Here is a 16,604-nt window from a genome sequence, read left to right on the forward strand (position 1 = left end):
TGTCAGCAGGTGAGGACGTCCCGGGGGCTGGGGCGTCGCTCGGCGGCCCGCGGCAGCGGCCGCATCGACATCTCCGTCAGGCCGGGGAAGTAGACGTGCAGGCTGACCGCCGGCGTCAGCGCGGCGTTGACCACCTCGTGCACGTACCCGGGCGCGAAGACCCGCAGCGAGCCCGGGGTGAGCACCCGGCTGCCGCGTCCGCTGGCGTGTTCGGTCAGCGAACCGTCGAGCACCGTGTACACCCCGGAGGACGGGCCGTGGTCGTGCCGGCCGCTGCCCTGCCCCGGCACCCAACTCAGCAGCCAGACCTCGTAGCCGGGGCCCACCCGCAGCCGGTGGTACCAGCGACTCGCCGCGTCGTACCGCACCAGGGGCGCCCAACACTCCCGATCACCCGCCAGCGCGGTGGCCAGGCCGGCGAACCCCGCGACGGTGCGCGGGTGCTCGGCCGGCGGCGGCAGCAGGTGGGGGAGGGCCAGCGGATCGCCGGCGATGGCGTTGTCGTTGTCCATGGAGTGCGGTACGCCTCTAATGGGTCGGTAAGCCCGGCTGGTCCATCCATCGATGGGTGTCAACTGGGCGTGCGGTCGCCCACATTGTTTCATCAGATCCGGGCGCGCGGCGCCGCCGAAAGGTTTATTCGCCACCCGCGGCGGACAGGCGCGGCATCATCCACGCAACTCCGTGGGCGCGTTGCGCATCCGTGACCTCGCCGTGATCCGGGTCGCGGTCCTCCCGGGGCGCGCAACAAATCCGCGGTCTCGTTCGTCTTCCTGTACGGGAGGGGGTAAACGGCCGGGGAACCGGTGGAATGCGGGACGGAATCCCGACGGAACAAGCCGGGTTTGTACCGATTTGAACACTTTCCGTGTGAGTGTGGTGCCACAGGGTGAATCATCGGGTGAATGGCAGATCGTGGCTTGACTGCCGTGGAGCGGCCCACCTGTAATTTCACTCATGTCGTTCGACCGGCACGGATAACGACGGCATCACGGGGACGCAAAGAAGACGAGGGGCGCGCATATGACCGAGCTGTTCGAACAACTGCTGGTCGAGGAAGCCGACGAGGAGCTTGGCTGGCAGGAGCGCGCGCTCTGCGCGCAGACCGACCCCGAGTCCTTCTTCCCCGAGAAGGGCGGTTCCACGCGCGAGGCCAAGAAGGTCTGCCTCGCCTGCGAGGTCCGCTCCGAATGCCTCGAATACGCCCTGGCCAACGACGAACGCTTCGGAATCTGGGGCGGATTGTCCGAACGTGAGCGCCGCCGCCTGAAGAAGGCCGCGGTCTGAGGGCACCAGCCGCCCGTGAGCCGGGACGATCCCGGCATCTCACGCCTGAGGGGCGCTGACAGTACCAGCCGCTAGTGTGGTGCGCTGTCCGAGACGACAAGCGCCGCTCCTTCCGGAGCAGCGCCGTCCACCACCGTCCAGCGAACCGGGGCCAGCACCTCGATGTCCGTGCACAGCCAGCAGGCGGCGCAGCAGGCCGCCCATCCCGAATTCCCCCGGCACGTCGTCACCGCCGTGCTCGTCTCGCACGACGGCGAACGCTGGCTCCCCGAGGTCCTGCGCGGACTGCTCGGCCAGGAGCGGCCGGTCCAGGGCGTGATCGCGGCGGACACCGGCAGCGCCGACTCGTCGGCCACCCTGCTCACCGAAGCCCTCGGCGCCGAGCGGGTGTTGCACCTCGCCCGCCGCACCGGCTTCGGCGCCGCCGTGGCCGAGGCCGCCCGCACCGCGCCCGTGCTGACCCCGGACGACCTTCCCTACCTGCGGCGCCCCGCCGCCTGGGACCCGGTCCGCCGCACCTGGGACACCAGCACCTACGACCTGCCCGAGCTGCCGCACGGCGAACCGGTGCAGTGGCTCTGGCTGTTGCACGACGACTCGGCGCCGGCCCCCGACGCCCTCGCAGAGTTGCTGCGGCAGGCCGACGCCAGCCCGTCCACCGGCATCGTCGGCGGCAAGCTGCGCGGCTGGTACGACCGCAGGCAGCTGCTGGAGGTCGGCGTCTCCGTCGCCTACAGCGGCCGACGGTGGACCGGCCTCGACCGCCGCGAGCAGGACCAGGGCCAACATGACCGGATCCGGCCGGTGCTCGCCGTCTCCTCGGCCGGCATGCTCATCCGCCGGGACGTCTACGACCAGCTCGGCGGCTTCGACCGCCGGCTCCCGCTGACCAGGGACGACGTCGACCTCTGCTGGCGTGCCCAGGCCGCCGGCCACGGCGTGCTCGTCGCCCCCGACGCCGTCTTCCAACACGCCGAGGCCGCGACCCGCGAGCGCCGCTCCATCGACTGCGCCGGCCGGCTCGGCGGCAGCCCGCACCGGGTGGACAAGGCCGCCGCCAGCTACACGCTGCTGGCCAACGCCCGGACGGCGGTGCTCCCCTGGGTGCTCTTCCGGCTGCTCCTCGGCACCGTGCTGCGCATCCTCGCCTACCTCGTCGGCAAACAGCCGGGCCGCGCGCTGGACGAGGCCGGCGGGCTGCTCGCCACCCTGCTCCGCCCCGGCCGCCTGATCGGCGCCCGGCGCGGCCGCGCCAGGACGGCCTCGCCGAACCACGCCCCCAAGGAGCTACGCCCGCTCTTCCCACCGCCCGGCGCCACCGTCCGCACCGCGATCGAGCAGGTGGCGAGCAACTTCGGCGGCCGCGCCGAGCCGGTGTCCGCCTCCAGCGGCCGGCACGGCTCGGTCGAGTCCGGTCCGGGCGGCGACGACGCCGACTCGCTCGAAGTCGAGCAGTTCGCCCGCGTCAAGCGGCTGGCCAAGCGCCCGGGGCCGGTCCTCTTCCTGCTCCTCGCGGTGGTCGCGCTGCTCGCCGGCCGCGCCCTGATCGGCGGCGGCGCCCTCAGCGGCGGCGCCCTGCTGCCGGCCCCGGCCGACGCCGGCGCCCTCTGGGACCGCTACCTGACGACCTGGCAGCCCGTGGGCACCGGCGGCACGGAGTCCGCGCCGCCCTTCGTCGGCCTGCTCGCCCTGTTCTCCAGCGCCCTGCTGGGCAACGTCGGGCCCGCGATGACGCTGCTCCTCGTCGGCTCGGTGCCGCTCGCCGGCATCAGCGCCTACCTGTCCTCCGGCCCGCTGGTGATGTCCCGGCTGCTGCGCGCCTGGGGCAGCGTCGCCTACGCGTTCCTGCCCGCCGTCACCGGCGCGGTGGCCGGCGGCCGGCTCGGCACCGCGCTGCTCGCCGTGCTGCTGCCCCCGCTGGCCCGGGTCGCGGTCGCCGCCGCCGGCCACACCAGGAACGGCGTCGGGCCCTGGCGGGCGGCCTGGGCGTGCGCCCTGCTGCTCACCGTCGGCACCGCCTTCACCCCGGTGATCTGGCCGCTGGCGCTGCTGCTGGCCGTGGTCGCGCTGGTGCTGCCGCTGCGGACGGGCGGCGGCCTGCGGCGCGCCAAGGCACTGCGCTTCGCCGTCGCCCTCGGCACCCCGCTGCTGCTGCTCGCCCCCTGGTCGTTCGCCACCCTGCTGAGCCCGGACGCCTTCCTGCGCGAGGTCGGCCTGCCCTACGACACCGGCCAGACCAGCGCCCTCCAGCTGGTGGGCCTCAGCCCCGGCGGCCCCGGCACGCCGAGCGGCTGGCTGCTGCTCGGCGTGCTGCTGGCCGCCCTCGGCGCCCTGCTGCGCGCCGAGCGTGGGCTGGCCATCCGCACCGCCTGGGCCGGCGCCCTGGTCGCGCTGCTCTTCGCCATCTGGGCGGACACGGACCACTGGGCCGGCCCCGCCGTCCTCGTCTACGGCCTGGCGCTGCTGAGCGCCGCGGTGCTCGGCGCTGACGGCGCCAGGTACCGGGTGGCGGCCCGCAGCTTCGGCTGGCGCCAGCCGCTGGCCGTCGCCGTCGCCGGAGCCGCCGCCGTCGGCCCGCTGCTGGCGGCCGCCGGCTGGGTGCTCAGCGGCGCCGAGGGCCCGCTGCGGCGCAGCGACCCGGTGCAGGTCCCGGCGTTCGTCGCCGAGGAGAGTGCCGCCCGGGACCAGGCCCGCACCCTGGTGCTGGACGCGACCGGTGGCTCCGACGGCGAGATCACGGCGGTCTCCTACACCCTGGTGCGCGGTTCCGGCGCCCGGCTCGGCGACGCCGACCTCGCCGAACTGCTCGGCGAGGACGCGCGGTTGAGCGAGGCGGTGGGCGACCTCACGGCCGGCACCGGCGCCGACCAGACCCGGGCGCTGGCCGACTACGCGGTCCGCTACGTGCTCGTCAGGGACGGCGGCCCGCGCGATCTGCACCGGGTCCTCGACACCACGCCCGGCCTCCAGCGGCTCAGCCAGGAGGACGGCAGCGCCCTGTGGAGGGTGAACCGCGACGTCGCCCGGGCCATGGTGCTCCCGGCCGAGGGGGAGGGCCCGGACGCCGAGCCGGTGCCGCTGCCCGCCGAGGCCGTCGAGGTGCACACCGAGCTGCCCGACGGCCCCGCCGGCCGGGTGCTCCGGCTGGCCGACCACGCCGACGAGGGCTTCCGGGCCACGCTGAACGGCGAGCCGCTCACCCCGGTCACCGTCGGCGACTGGGCCCAGGGCTTCGAACTGCCCGCCGGCGGCGGCCAGTTGGACGTGGTCTACGAGACCTCCGGGCTGCACACGCTGTGGGTCTGGGCGCAGGGCTTCGGCCTGCTGGTGCTCGTCGTCCTCTCGCTGCCGGACCGCCGGCGCGAGCTGGACGACGACCTGCCGGACGAGGCGCCCGCGGCGGCCGCGCCGCAGGGCCGCCGGGCCCGCCGGATGGCGGCGGTCCCGGCGCAGGGCGGCCAGCCGGCGGCCGGCCAGGCCGCCGAGGCCGCGCCCGAGCCGGTGGCGCCGGCCGTGCCGCACCAGGCGGCCGAGCCGCCGCCAGCCGAGCCCGAGTGGGCGCCCACGGCCCCGCCGGCCGCGCCCTACGCGGCCGACGGCGCGCAGCCGGGCGGCGCCGGTATCCCCCGGCAACAGCCTTACGACGACTGGTCGGACCAGTCCTACGGCCAGCAGTACGGCCAGGGCTACGGCACCGGATACCCGTCGGGCTACGACCCGAACTACCCCCAGGGGTACGACCAGAGCCAGGCCGCGCCCTACGACTACCCGACCGACTACGGCGACGGAAGTGAGCACCGGTGAATCGCGCCCCCCTGCCCCTGCTCGGGATCGTGGCCGGCCTGGTCGCCCTCGTCGGGGTGGCCACCCTGCGCCCCGACGGCCAGGAGACGACGACCCTGGAGCTGGCCGCCCCGCTCCCGGTGGAGCGCACCACCCTGACCTGCCCGCGCCCGACCGACGCCGAGTCAGCCACCACCTGGTACAGCGCCGTCACCCCGCCCACCGGCGGTACCCGCTTCGACGAGGGCTCGGCCGCGCTGCTGCCGGCCCCCGAGTACCGCCAGGAGCTGGACGAGCCGGCCGACGAGGAGAACGCCGAGGACGGCGAGGAGAACGCCGAGGAGCCGGCGGAGGGCGCGGCCGATGAGCCGGCCGAGCCGGTGATCGAGCTGGCCGAGCCCGGCGTCCCGGTCACCGTCCGGGTGGACGAGACCGGCGCGCCCGCCCTGGCCGGCACGGCCGAGCAGCTGCTGGCCCCCGGCTGGACGGTGCAGCAGACCACCGCGGTCGAGTCCGGCGAGGGCCAGGGCCTCCTCGGCACCTCCTGCCAGGTCCCGGACACCGAGTTCTGGTTCGCCGGCGCGAGCGCCGCCGAGGACCGCCACGACTACGTGCACGTCACCAACCCCGACGAGGCGGCCACCGTCGTGGACATCGAGATCTACGGTGCCCAGGGCGAGTTGGCGGCCGAGCACGGCCAGGGCATCACGGTGCCCGGCCGGTCAAGCGTCGCCGTCCGGCTGTCCACTCTTCTGAGTGACGCCGAGCCGGGGCTGGCGATCCACGTCGCCGCCCGCAGCGGCCGGATCGGCGCCCAGGTCGAGGTCGTCGACGAGGCCCTCGGCACCGACTGGCTGCCACCCGTCACCGCCCCCACCGCCGACACCGTGGTGCTGCCCGGCATCCCCGCGGGCGTCCGGGCCGCCCGGCTCTCGGTCTTCGCCCCCGGCGACGAGGATCTCTCCCTGGAGGTCGGCCTGGCCGGCCCGGGCGGCACCATCACCCCCGCGGGTCACGAGACGGTCGCCGCCCACGCCGGCACCGTGACCACCGTCGACCTCGGCGACCTCACCCAGGGCGAGGCGTCCTCGCTCGTGCTGACCAGGGCCGCCGGCTCCGGGGCCGGCCCGGTGATCGCCAGCCTCCAGGTCGTCGCCGGCGAGGAGGGGGAGCGCGAGTCTGCGTTCATCCCGGCCACCGCGCCGGTCGACGAGCGGGCCTCGATCGCCGGCAACACCACCTCGGGCACCCGGCTCTCCTTCCTCGCCCTGGAGGAGAGCGTCGAGGTGGAGGTCAGCTACTCGGCCGGCGCCGACGGCGGCGAGCCGGTCGAGGAGACCCACACGATCGACCCGGGCACGACGGTGACCATCACCCCCGAGCTGGCCGACACCGAGGGCAACTACGCGGTCACCATCAGGCCAGCGGGCGGCGGCGGGACGCTCTACGCCGCGCGCACCCTGCTCGTCGACCGGGACGGGACGACCACCTTCACCACCCAGACGCTGCCCGACGACCGGTCCACCGTCTCCGTCCCCGAGACCGGCCCCGACCTGTCCATGCTGATCGACTGAGCCACCCGCCGGCGCGCCCCCACCGCGGGGGCGCGCCGGGCTCTCAGTCCTGCCCGTACTGCGGGTCGACCGACTCCGGCGCCAGCCCCAGCAGCTCGGCCGCCTGCTCCACCACCACCTCGTGCACCAGCTGGGCGCACTCATCGCGGTCCCGGCTGCGCAGCTCCACCGGCCGGCGGTAGACCACGATGCGGTCCCGCCGCCCGCGCACCGCGCGCGAAAGCCCCCCCAGCGGCACCGTGCCGTCCAGCGAGTCGTCGCTCAGCACCGGCACCTCACGCACCACGAACTCGACACCGTCCAGCTGAGGCAGCCGCTTGCGCAACCGCTCCGCCGAGTCGTGCACCAGTGAGTCGAAGCTGTCCGCCCGGCTCAGCGCCAGCGGCACCTGCGGCGGGGCCACCGGCCCGCGCATGCCTCGACCGTGCCGGTCGCGATGCCGATGTCGCTCGGGCGGGCCGGACACGGGTGGGGGGACTCCGCTGGACTTGTCCATCGCAACGACGATAGATCAGAAAGCCGCCCCGAGGTCAGAGCGCCTCCGCCCGCCCCCGCGCCCCGTGCGCCCGCCCCCGAGCAACCCCCGCTTGATGGGGGCGAATCCGGGCAGGGTGGGCCGGACCGGGACGACACGGCGGGGTGACGCCGGCCCGAGTCGTCGCGGCCCGCTCAGGAGTGCGGTACGGTCCAACATCGTGAGCCCCGTACGTCGCTGTTCGCGCACCGCGTGCGGCCGTCCCGCCGTGGCGACGCTGACGTATGTCTACGCGGACTCCACGGCCGTCCTCGGTCCGCTCGCCACCTATGCCGAACCCCACTGCTACGACCTCTGTGCCGAGCACTCGGAGCGGTTGACCGCCCCGCGCGGCTGGGAGGTCGTCCGGCTCGCCATGGACCCGGCGAGCACCCGCCCCAGCGGGGACGACCTCGAAGCGCTGGCCGACGCCGTCCGCGAGGCCGCCAGGACCCCGTCCCGCCCCGAGCCGCCGCCCGGCGCGCCGATGCCCCGGCGGGGCGGCGCCGACCCGGTCGAGGTGGCCAGGCGTGGACACCTGCGGATCCTGCGCTCCCCCGAGTCGTAACGTCTCACCGGTACATTGAAGGGCGCGCTCATCACAGCACCGCCCATCACCCAGCCTCAAGACAAGGGGTCAGCTGTGCCGGACCTGTCACAGATCGTGAAGGCCTATGACGTTCGGGGTGAGGTCCCCGACCAGTGGGACGAGTCCCTCGCCGAGTTGTTCGGAGCCGCCTTCGCCGAGGTCGTCGGCGCCACCGCGGTCGTCATCGGCCACGACATGCGCCCCTCGTCCCCCGGCCTGGCCCGGGCCTTCGCCCGCGGCGTCGCCGGTCGCGGCGCCGACGTCACCGAGATCGGCCTCTGCTCGACCGACCAGCTGTACTACGCCAGCGGCGCGCTCGACCTGCCGGGCGCGATGTTCACCGCCAGCCACAACCCGGCCCAGTACAACGGCATCAAGATGTGCCGCGCCGGCGCCGCCCCGGTCGGCCAGGACAGCGGCCTCGACGAGATCCGCGCCCTGGTCGAGGGCTGGCTCGCGGACGGCCGCCCGGCCCCCGCCGACCGCCCCGGCACCATCGACCAGCGTGACGTCCTCACCGACTACGCGGCCCACCTGCGCTCGCTGGTCGCCCTGGAGTCCATCCGGCCGCTGAGGGTCGTGGTCGACGCCGGCAACGGCATGGGCGGGCACACGGTGCCCACCGTCTTCGACGGGCTGCCGATCCAGCTGGACCCGATGTACTTCGAGCTGGACGGCACCTTCCCCAACCACGAGGCCAACCCGCTGGACCCGGCCAACATCGTCGACCTCCAGGCCCGGGTCCGGGAGACCGGCGCCGACGTCGGCCTCGCCTTCGACGGGGACGCCGACCGCTGCTTCGTGGTGGACGAGCGGGGCGAGCCCGTCTCACCGTCCGCGGTCACCGCGCTGGTCGCCGCCCGCGAGCTGGCCAAGGACCCGGGCGCCACCGTGATCCACAACCTGATCACCTCCTGGTCGGTCCCCGAGGTCGTCCGGGAGAACGGCGGCCAGCCGGTCCGCACCCGGGTGGGCCACTCGTTCATCAAGGCCGAGATGGCCCGCACCGGCGCCATCTTCGGTGGCGAGCACTCCGCGCACTACTACTTCCGGGACTTCTGGAACGCCGACACCGGCATGCTCGCCGCGCTCCACGTGCTGTCCGCCCTCGGCCACCAGGAGAAGCCGCTCTCCCAGCTGGTCGCGGCCTACGACCGGTACCCGGCCTCCGGCGAGATCAACAGCCGGGTGGCGGACCAGGCCGGCCGGGCCGCCGCCGTCCGGGCCGCCTACGCCGACCGGTCCGGCGTCACCCTGGACGAGCTGGACGGGCTGACGGTGACCGCCGACGACTGGTGGTTCAACCTCCGCGCCTCCAACACCGAGCCGCTGCTGCGGCTCAACATCGAGGCCAGGGACACCGCCACCGTGGACAAGATCCGCGACGAGGTACTCGCCATCGTCCGCGCCTGACCGCCGGCCGGCCCGCCCTCCGCCGGCGGCCGGGCTCCGGTGCCCGGCCGCCGGTCCTGCGGGTAGGGTTGATCGTCGCGTACCGCACACCGCCCACCCCGTCGGAGGAAGCCATGCCGCTCGTCGAAGACGCCCTGCTGGACATCCTCGCCTGCCCCGCCTGCCACGCCCCGCTGCGCGCCGACGAGGACGAGCGGGAGCTGGTCTGCACCGGCGACGCCTGCGCGCTGGCCTACCCGGTGCGCGACGGCATCCCCGTGCTGCTGGTGGACGAGGCCCGCAGGACCGGCTGAGCTGCCCGTCCGGGCGATCGGAGCCTGCCATGTTCGACGAAGCGCTGCTGGACGCGCCCGACCAACTGGTCCGCGCCGACCCGCGCGGCCTGTTGCGCACCGTCGCCGGCTCCGGGGCCCAGGTGCGGAGCGCGGCCCGGGGCGTCGCCGAGTCCCCGCTGGGCCAGCTCAGCCCCGAGGGCCAGCCGAGCACCGTGCTGCACGCCGGCCTCGGCCCCCAGGTCCCGCTGCTGGCCGACCTGTTCGAGGCGCTCGCCGGGGACACCCCGCGCACGGCGACCCTCCGGCCCGCCGGCCCGGTCGCCGACCCCGGCGCGCTCACCTGGGCGCTGCCCCGCTGGGTCGGCCCCCTCGACCTGCTGCTGGTCACCTGCCAGGACGGCACCGCACCCGGCCTCGCGCTGCTCGTCGAGGCGGCGCACCGGCGCGGCTGCGCGGTCGTCGCGGTCGCGCCCGAACGCTCCCCGCTCGCCGACGCGGTCCGCGCCCGCCGGGGGCTGCTGCTGCCGCTGACCGCGGCCCCGTTCCAGGAACCCACCGGGACCCCGGCCGCGCCCGGGCCCGGCTGGGCGCTGCTCGCCCCGCCGCTGCTGCTCGGCGACCGGCTCGGTCTCTTCGCCGCCTCGGACGCCACCCTCCAGACGCTGGCCGACCGGCTCGACCGGGTCGCCGAGCGCTGCGGGCCCGCGATCCGCACCCTGGACAACCCGGCCAAGTCACTCGCCGCCCAACTCGGCGCCACCCTCCCGCTGCTGTGGAGCGCCGGCCCGCGGGCCGGCGCGGTGGCCCGACACGCCCAGCGCACCCTGGTCGGCCTCGCCGGCCGGCCGGCGCTCAGCGCCGAGCTGCCGGCGGCGCTCGACGCGCACCGCCCGCTGCTCGCCGGCGACCTGGCCGCCGCGACCGACCCCGACGACTTCTTCCGGGACCGGGTGGACGAGCCCGCCCCGCTCCGCCCCCATGTGCTGCTGCTCCGCGACCCGCCGCCGCCCGGCGCCCCCGACGGGCTGCCGACCGCCGCCGACGCGGCCCGCGACCTCGCCTTCGAACGCGGGGTGGCGTTCGGTGAACTCCCCACGGAGGAGGGCGACCCGCTGGTCGCCACCGCGGAGCTGCTCGCCCTCACCGACTTCGCCGCCGTCTATCTGACGCTGGCCGCCGGCCACCGCGGCTGACCAGGAACCACCCCCCGCGCACAGGAAGACCCGCATGGACCGCCTCCAGAACACCATCCGGCCCTACGCCTGGGGCTCCACCACCGCACTCCCCGAGCTGCTGGGCACCGAGCCGACCGGCGAGCCGCAGGCCGAGCTGTGGATGGGCGCCCACCCGGGCGCGCCCTCCCGCCTCGACCGGGGCGCGGGCGCCGTCTCCCTGGCCGAGCTGATCGACGCGGACCCGGCCGGCGAGCTGGGCGAGCGGAGCGTCGCCGCCTTCGGGCCCCGACTGCCCTTCCTGCTCAAGCTGTTGGCCGCCGGCTCCCCGCTCTCGCTACAGGTCCACCCGAACCTCGACCAGGCGGCGGCCGGCTTCGCCGAGGAGGAGGCCAACGCCGTCCCGCTGGACGCCCCGCACCGCAACTACCGGGACACCAACCACAAGCCCGAGCTGATCTGCGCCCTCACCCCCTTCGACGGGCTCTGCGGCTTCCGGCCCGCCGCCGACTCGGCCGACCTGCTCGACGGGCTCGGTGTCGACCAGCTCAAGCCCTACGCCGACCTGCTCCGCGCCCGGCCCGAGTCGGACGCGCTGCGCGAGGTGTTCAGCGCGGTGCTGACCGCCGACCCCGAGGCGATGGCCGAGACCGTCGAGCAGGCCGCCACCGCCGCCGCCCGGCGGGCCGCCGAGGACCCCGAGGGTCGGTTCGCCGCGGACTACGCGGCCTACGTCGGGATCGCCCGGCACTACCCGGGCGACCCCGGGGTGATCGCCGCCATGCTGCTCAACTACGTGCGGCTGGCCCCCGGCGAGGCGCTCTACCTCGGCGCCGGCGTGCCGCACGCCTACCTCGACGGGCTCGGCGTCGAGATCATGGCCAACTCGGACAACGTGCTGCGCTGCGGCCTCACCCCCAAGCACGTGGACGTGGCCGAGCTGCTGCGGATCGTGCGCTTCGAGTCCGGCGGCCCCGGCGTGCTGCGGCCCGAGCCCACCGCCGACGGCGCCGAGGTGTACCCGACCCCGATCGACGAGTTCCAGCTCTCCCGCTACCTGCTGGCCGACGGCGCCGAGGCGCGGGCCCTGCCGGACGACCGGGCGCAGATCCTGCTGTGCACGGGCGGCCGGGTCGTGGTGCGCGCCGCCGACGGCGCGGAACTCGACCTCACCCCCGGCCGGTCGCTCTTCGTCCGGGCCGGCGAACACGTTCAACTCCTCGGTGACGGCGCCCTGTTCCGCGCCGCCGTCGCCGGCTGACCGGCCGTCGCCGTCGGAGGGCCGCGGCTGGCTGAGAAAGACCCCAGCCCGTAGTGCCGGGCGGGGCTGGGGTGTACATTCGGTGCGTTACCAGACGTCGTTGCTGATGGCAGTCGGGCGGCAGCGCCGAGTGAGGCACCGCTCAGCCCGGCCGAGGGGTAAGAAGGCCCTCCGACGGACCGTGGCGCAGCGGACGCCCGTGCCTCCTGACGGTGGCACTTCGAGGTCGCGCCCGTTGTCGCCCCCTGTCCGCCCACCGTCGTCTCCGTGAGGAGCAGCTGTCATGACAACGACCGCAACCCCCGCCCAGGACTTCAAGGTCGCCGACCTGTCGCTGGCCGAGTTCGGCCGCAAGGAGATCACCCTCGCCGAGCACGAGATGCCCGGCCTGATGGCGATCCGCGAGGAGTTCGCCGCGGCCCAGCCGCTCGCCGGCGCCCGGATCACCGGCTCGCTGCACATGACCGTGCAGACCGCGGTCCTGATCGAGACCCTGGTGGCGCTCGGCGCCGAGGTCCGCTGGGCCTCGTGCAACATCTTCTCCACCCAGGACCACGCCGCCGCCGCGATCGCCGCCGCCGGCATCCCGGTCTTCGCCTGGAAGGGCGAGACCCTGGAGGAGTACTGGTGGTGCACGGAGCGCGCGCTGAGCTGGCCGAACAGCCCGACCGGCGGCCCCAACATGATCCTGGACGACGGCGGTGACGCCACCGTGCTGCTGCACAAGGGTGTCGAGTACGAGAAGAGCGGCCAGGTGCCGGACGTCTCCACCGCGGAGAACGAGGAGCACGAGGTCATCCTCAAGCTGCTGACCCGCACCGTCGCCGAGTCGCCGCAGAAGTGGACCCAGGCCGCCTCCGAGATCAGGGGCGTCACCGAGGAGACCACCACCGGGGTGCACCGCCTCTACGAGATGTTCCGCGACGGGACCCTGCTCTTCCCGGCGATCAACGTCAACGACTCGGTGACCAAGTCCAAGTTCGACAACAAGTACGGGTGTCGCCACTCGCTGGTGGACGGCATCAACCGCGCCACCGACGTGCTGATCGGCGGCAAGGTCGCCGTGGTCTGTGGCTACGGGGACGTCGGCAAGGGCTGCGCCGAGTCGCTGCGCGGCCAGGGCGCCCGGGTGATCGTCACCGAGATCGACCCGATCTGCGCGCTCCAGGCCGCGATGGACGGCTACCAGGTGGCCCGGCTCGACGACGTCGTCGAGACGGCCGACATCTTCGTCACCGCGACGGGCAACCGCGACATCATCCTCGCCTCGCACATGGCGCGGATGAAGCACCAGGCGATCGTCGGCAACATCGGCCACTTCGACAACGAGATCGACATGGCGGGCCTGGCCGCGCTGCCCGGGGTGGTCAAGGACGAGGTCAAGCCCCAGGTGCACACCTGGTCCTTCCCCGACGGGCACAGCATCATCGTGCTGTCCGAGGGCCGCCTGCTGAACCTGGGCAACGCGACGGGGCACCCGTCCTTCGTGATGTCCAACAGCTTCGCGAACCAGACGATCGCGCAGATCGAGCTGTTCACCAAGCCGAGCGAGTACCCGACCGGGGTCTACGTGCTGCCCAAGCACCTCGACGAGAAGGTCGCCCGGCTGCACCTCAAGGCCCTCGGCGTCGAGCTGACCGAGCTGACCGAGGACCAGGCCGGGTACCTCGGCATCCCGGTCGAGGGCCCCTACAAGCCGGACCACTACCGGTACTGAGCACCGCGGCGCGCCGCCGGCCCCGACCACGGGGGCCGGCGGCCCCGCCGGAGCACCATGCCCCAAGGCCGATACCGCGTCAGCGACCCCGAGGACGGCACCCCGCTCGGCGAGGAGCGCTTCCAGTGCGCCCCCGGGCCGGCCGGCTGGCGCTACACCGGAACGCTGACCGGCCCGGACGGCGCCCAGCTCAGCTCCACCGACCTCACCCTGGACGCCATCGGCCGCCCGATCCGCGTCGAACTCCGCGCCGGCGGCTGGCAGTTCCGCGGCGCCGCGCTCGACGGCCTGACCTGGGTCCGGATGGCGGCCGACGGCAGTGCGGCCGACGAGGGCAACGCGCGGGCCAGCACCTTCAGCGGACCGTCCCCCGGCTTCCTCGTCGCCGTCGCCCGACTGCTCGGGCCCGGACGCGACCCGGCCGGCGACCGGCCGCGCACCGCCCAGCTCCAGCTGGTCACCGTCACCCCGCCGGCGCTGGGCCCCCGCACCCGCCTTGAGCGCTGGACCCACCTGGGCAGCGAGACCCACCCCACCGACCTCAGACCGCTGGTGGTGGACGCCTACGAGGTCACCGACCTGGAGACCGGGGAGCGCCGGCAGGTCCATCTCGCCGGCGACGTGGTGCTCGCCGCCCCCGGCGTGGAGCTGCTGGCCCTGGACTCGCCGCCCTCGACGTTCGACCCGCGCGACCCCGCCGGAGGGCCGGGCCCGACCTAGAACGGCGGGACGAAGCCGGTCCGCCGCTCCGGCGGCGCCTCACCCGGGCCGGCCGACGCCGGCCGCTCGCCGGCCCCGGGTATCTCACGCGCCCCGGACGTCCCGCGTGGCCCGCCCGGCTCATCCACCGGAGGCTCCACCGATGCCCCGACGATCGGCTGGAACCCGCCGGCGGCCGGCACCCCGGCCCAGCCCTCGCCCGCGACCGGCAGCAGCCGTGCCGACTCCCGACGCTGCCGCTCGGCCGCGACCGCGGCCAGGTACGCCACCGGGGAGACCCCGGCCGGGGCCGGCTCGCCGACCCTGGCCACCAGGTCGTCGGCCAACCGGACCGCCAGCGACCAGGCGACCCCCGGATCCAGTCGGGCCTCCCGGCCGAGGAAGCGCCGCACCGTCAGCCACAGCTCGTCCGGCACCTGGGAGAGGTCCAACTCGGTGAACCGGCCGGCCAGCTCCGCCGGCGCGACCGGCGCGGCCCGCCGCCCCCGCTCGCCGGGCAGCCGCTCGCGGACCACCAGCGTCCCGGCGAACACGTCCCCCAGCCGCCGCCCGCGCGCCGAGACCAGGGACGCCACGCAGGCCACCGAACCCGCCGTCATCAGCAACTCGACGAAACCCACCGCGCCCCGCACCAGCGCGTGCCGGAAGCGGATCGGCCCCCCGTCCTCCCGGACCACGCGGAGCCCGCAGAGCAGCTTGCCCAGGGAACGCCCGTGGCTCAGCGTCTCCACCAGGATCGGGCCCCCGATCACCACCAGCAGGAGCAGCGCCACCCGCACCGCCATGGCCGCCGCCGAGCCCAGCGGCAGCACCGCGCTCAGCACCACGACGGAGAGCAGCAGGTAGAGGCCGATCACCACGACCAGATCCACCGCGACGGCCAGCGCCCGGCTCGGCAGCCGCGCCGGCTGCAGCCCCAGGACCACCGCGTCCCCCGTGACCAGCTGACCACTCATCCGACCGTCCCCCTCTCGGACAGCAGACCGATTCCGCCGGACGTTTCCCGACTTCCGCTGGACAGTCTGACACCGGGGTCTGACAAGCTGCCTCCTATGGACCTCGACGTGTTCGTCGCCGCGCACCGGGCGGAGTGGGAGCGGCTGGACGCCCTGCTCCGCCGGCGCCGCGGCCGGTTGACCGGAGCCGAGGCGGACGAGCTGGTCCAGCTCTACCAACGGGTGGCGACTCAGCTCTCCCAGCTCCAGTCGGCCGCCCCCGACCCGGCGCTCACCAACCGGCTCACCACCCTGGTGGCCCGCGCGCGCAGCGCCGTGGTGGGCACCCGCCGGGCGACCTGGCGTGACGCGGTCCTCTTCTTCACGGTCCGCTTCCCCGCCGCCTGCTACCGCACCCGGCACTGGTGGGTGCCCACGGCGCTGCTCTTCACCGGACTGGTGGCCGCGCTCGGCTGGTGGATCGCCGACAGCCCCGAGGTCCGGGCCAACATCGCCGCCCCGGAGGAGCTGCGGGAGATGACCCGGCCCGGCGGCGCGTACGAGTCGTACTACTCCAGCAGTCCGGCCGCGGCCTTCTCCGCCCAGGTGTGGACCAACAACGCCCAGGTCGCCGGCCTGTCTCTGGCCTTCGGGGCACTGCTCGGGCTCCCGGTGCTCTGGGTACTGGTCCAGAACGCGGTCAACGTGGCGACCGGGGTGGGGCTGATGGCCTCGGCCGACCGGCTCGACGTCTTCCTGGGGTTGATCCTGCCGCACGGGCTGCTGGAGCTGACCGCCGTCTTCGTCGCCGCCGGGGTCGGGCTCCGGCTCGGTTGGACGGTCATCGACCCTGGGCCGCGGACGCGGGCGAGCGCGCTGGCCCAGGAGGGGCGGGCCGCGCTCGGGATGGCCGTCGGGCTGGCGGTGGTGCTGCTGGTCTCCGGCGCGATCGAGGGCTTCGTGACCCCCTCGGGACTGCCCACCTGGGCCCGGATCGCCATCGGGGTCGCCGCCGAAGTCGCCTTTCTGGCCTATGTCTTCGTGCTGGGCCGCCGGGCGGTCACGGCCGGTGAGACCGGCGACATGGCAAGCGCGGACCGCCCGGTCGAGGCGCCCGTCGCGGCCTGAGCCGACCGAACTTGACGTTGGTGCAACAGCGGCGTAATGTTCTCCGAGCTGCCATCGAGACGCCGGTCTACGGCTGACACGGGGCAGCATCTCGCCACCTCGCGTGGCACCCACTTCGCTAGATCCTGATTCCCGTTGAGGGTTTCCTCGGCATGTCCGAGGTGTGCCTGAAATGGGGGCCCGGAGCCCGGATTTGGAAATCGGGCGGGGATGGATCTAAAGTAGTGGACACACCG

General features: G+C 74.7%; 14 protein-coding genes. 11 read left to right on the forward strand and 3 right to left on the reverse strand.

Annotated features, from left to right (window positions below; genetic code table 11):
- Positions 1 to 2: 2 nt before the first annotated feature.
- Positions 3 to 512 (reverse strand): cysteine dioxygenase, encoded by a 510-nt coding sequence (locus tag RM844_RS31125; protein ID WP_311670797.1) that lies wholly within the window; start codon positions 510 to 512, stop codon positions 3 to 5.
- A 511-nt stretch (positions 513 to 1,023) separates the two neighbouring features.
- Here RM844_RS31125 and RM844_RS31130 point away from each other — a divergent pair.
- From RM844_RS31130 to RM844_RS31140, 3 genes are all read left to right on the forward strand, one after another.
- Entirely contained in the window at positions 1,024 to 1,287 is a 264-nt protein-coding gene (locus tag RM844_RS31130) for a WhiB family transcriptional regulator (RefSeq protein WP_003950432.1), read from the forward strand.
- Between the two features lie 162 nt (positions 1,288 to 1,449).
- Complete coding sequence (locus RM844_RS31135; protein ID WP_311670798.1) at positions 1,450 to 5,091, forward strand: glycosyltransferase family 2 protein; 3,642 nt, start codon at positions 1,450 to 1,452, stop codon at positions 5,089 to 5,091.
- Entirely contained in the window at positions 5,088 to 6,644 is a 1,557-nt protein-coding gene (locus tag RM844_RS31140) for a DUF5719 family protein (RefSeq protein WP_311670799.1), read from the forward strand. The genes RM844_RS31135 and RM844_RS31140 overlap by 4 nt, the downstream gene beginning before the upstream one ends.
- 43 nt (positions 6,645 to 6,687) lie before the next feature.
- On the opposite strand, the gene RM844_RS31145 is transcribed toward RM844_RS31140, so the two are convergent.
- Positions 6,688 to 7,140: a metallopeptidase family protein gene (locus tag RM844_RS31145; protein ID WP_311670800.1), complete on the reverse strand. Its 453-nt coding sequence runs from the start codon at positions 7,138 to 7,140 to the stop codon at positions 6,688 to 6,690.
- Between the two features lie 199 nt (positions 7,141 to 7,339).
- Here RM844_RS31145 and RM844_RS31150 point away from each other — a divergent pair, with 199 nt between their 5' ends.
- The 7 genes from RM844_RS31150 to RM844_RS31180 all read left to right on the forward strand — a co-directional run bounded on the left by RM844_RS31150 (position 7,340) and on the right by RM844_RS31180 (position 14,305).
- On the forward strand, positions 7,340 to 7,726 hold the full coding sequence (locus tag RM844_RS31150; protein ID WP_394814638.1) for a DUF3499 domain-containing protein: 387 nt from the start codon (positions 7,340 to 7,342) through the stop codon (positions 7,724 to 7,726).
- A 75-nt stretch (positions 7,727 to 7,801) separates the two neighbouring features.
- The gene (locus RM844_RS31155; RefSeq protein WP_311670802.1) at positions 7,802 to 9,160 is read left to right on the forward strand and encodes a phosphomannomutase/phosphoglucomutase; all 1,359 of its coding nucleotides are present in this window, start codon (positions 7,802 to 7,804) and stop codon (positions 9,158 to 9,160) included.
- 113 nt (positions 9,161 to 9,273) lie between these two features.
- A complete protein-coding gene (locus tag RM844_RS31160; RefSeq protein ID WP_311670803.1) occupies positions 9,274 to 9,453 on the forward strand; it encodes a Trm112 family protein in 180 nt (59 codons plus the stop codon).
- 29 nt (positions 9,454 to 9,482) lie between these two features.
- The gene (locus RM844_RS31165) at positions 9,483 to 10,628 is read left to right on the forward strand and encodes an SIS domain-containing protein (RefSeq protein ID WP_311670804.1); all 1,146 of its coding nucleotides are present in this window, start codon (positions 9,483 to 9,485) and stop codon (positions 10,626 to 10,628) included.
- A gap of 34 nt (positions 10,629 to 10,662) precedes the next feature.
- Positions 10,663 to 11,868 (forward strand): mannose-6-phosphate isomerase, class I, encoded by a 1,206-nt coding sequence (gene manA / locus RM844_RS31170; RefSeq protein ID WP_311670805.1) that lies wholly within the window; start codon positions 10,663 to 10,665, stop codon positions 11,866 to 11,868.
- Positions 11,869 to 12,151: 283 nt separating this feature from the next.
- Positions 12,152 to 13,585: an adenosylhomocysteinase gene (gene ahcY / locus RM844_RS31175; RefSeq protein WP_311670806.1), complete on the forward strand. Its 1,434-nt coding sequence runs from the start codon at positions 12,152 to 12,154 to the stop codon at positions 13,583 to 13,585.
- A gap of 57 nt (positions 13,586 to 13,642) precedes the next feature.
- The gene (locus tag RM844_RS31180; RefSeq protein WP_311670807.1) at positions 13,643 to 14,305 is read left to right on the forward strand and encodes a hypothetical protein; all 663 of its coding nucleotides are present in this window, start codon (positions 13,643 to 13,645) and stop codon (positions 14,303 to 14,305) included.
- Here the strand turns inward: RM844_RS31180 and RM844_RS31185 are convergent.
- Positions 14,302 to 15,261, reverse strand: coding sequence for an RDD family protein (locus RM844_RS31185; RefSeq protein ID WP_311670808.1), 960 nt, complete (start codon positions 15,259 to 15,261; stop codon positions 14,302 to 14,304). The two genes, RM844_RS31180 and RM844_RS31185, sit on opposite strands and share 4 nt — an antisense overlap.
- 96 nt (positions 15,262 to 15,357) lie before the next feature.
- Here RM844_RS31185 and RM844_RS31190 point away from each other — a divergent pair, with 96 nt between their 5' ends.
- Positions 15,358 to 16,368, forward strand: coding sequence for a stage II sporulation protein M (locus RM844_RS31190; protein ID WP_311670809.1), 1,011 nt, complete (start codon positions 15,358 to 15,360; stop codon positions 16,366 to 16,368).
- The last annotated feature ends 236 nt before the right edge of the window (positions 16,369 to 16,604 follow it).

The sequence above is a fragment of the Streptomyces chisholmiae genome, assembly GCF_031845445.1.
GTDB classification, from domain to species: Bacteria; Actinomycetota; Actinomycetes; order Streptomycetales; family Streptomycetaceae; genus Streptomyces; species Streptomyces chisholmiae.

What these genes read in the sequence shown, in the direction of transcription:
- manA (WP_311670805.1), top strand. Translation starts at nt 10,663, where the DNA reads ATGGACCGCCTCCAGAACACCATCCGGCCCTACGCCTGGGGCTCCACC.
- RM844_RS31145 (WP_311670800.1), bottom strand. Translation starts at nt 7,140, where the DNA reads ATGGACAAGTCCAGCGGAGTCCCCCCACCCGTGTCCGGCCCGCCCGAG.
- RM844_RS31190 (WP_311670809.1), top strand. Translation starts at nt 15,358, where the DNA reads ATGGACCTCGACGTGTTCGTCGCCGCGCACCGGGCGGAGTGGGAGCGG.
- RM844_RS31125 (WP_311670797.1), bottom strand. Translation starts at nt 512, where the DNA reads ATGGACAACGACAACGCCATCGCCGGCGATCCGCTGGCCCTCCCCCAC.
- RM844_RS31165 (WP_311670804.1), top strand. Translation starts at nt 9,483, where the DNA reads ATGTTCGACGAAGCGCTGCTGGACGCGCCCGACCAACTGGTCCGCGCC.
- ahcY (WP_311670806.1), top strand. Translation starts at nt 12,152, where the DNA reads ATGACAACGACCGCAACCCCCGCCCAGGACTTCAAGGTCGCCGACCTG.
- RM844_RS31135 (WP_311670798.1), top strand. Translation starts at nt 1,450, where the DNA reads ATGTCCGTGCACAGCCAGCAGGCGGCGCAGCAGGCCGCCCATCCCGAA.
- RM844_RS31130 (WP_003950432.1), top strand. Translation starts at nt 1,024, where the DNA reads ATGACCGAGCTGTTCGAACAACTGCTGGTCGAGGAAGCCGACGAGGAG.
- RM844_RS31180 (WP_311670807.1), top strand. Translation starts at nt 13,643, where the DNA reads ATGCCCCAAGGCCGATACCGCGTCAGCGACCCCGAGGACGGCACCCCG.
- RM844_RS31160 (WP_311670803.1), top strand. Translation starts at nt 9,274, where the DNA reads ATGCCGCTCGTCGAAGACGCCCTGCTGGACATCCTCGCCTGCCCCGCC.
- RM844_RS31185 (WP_311670808.1), bottom strand. Translation starts at nt 15,261, where the DNA reads ATGAGTGGTCAGCTGGTCACGGGGGACGCGGTGGTCCTGGGGCTGCAG.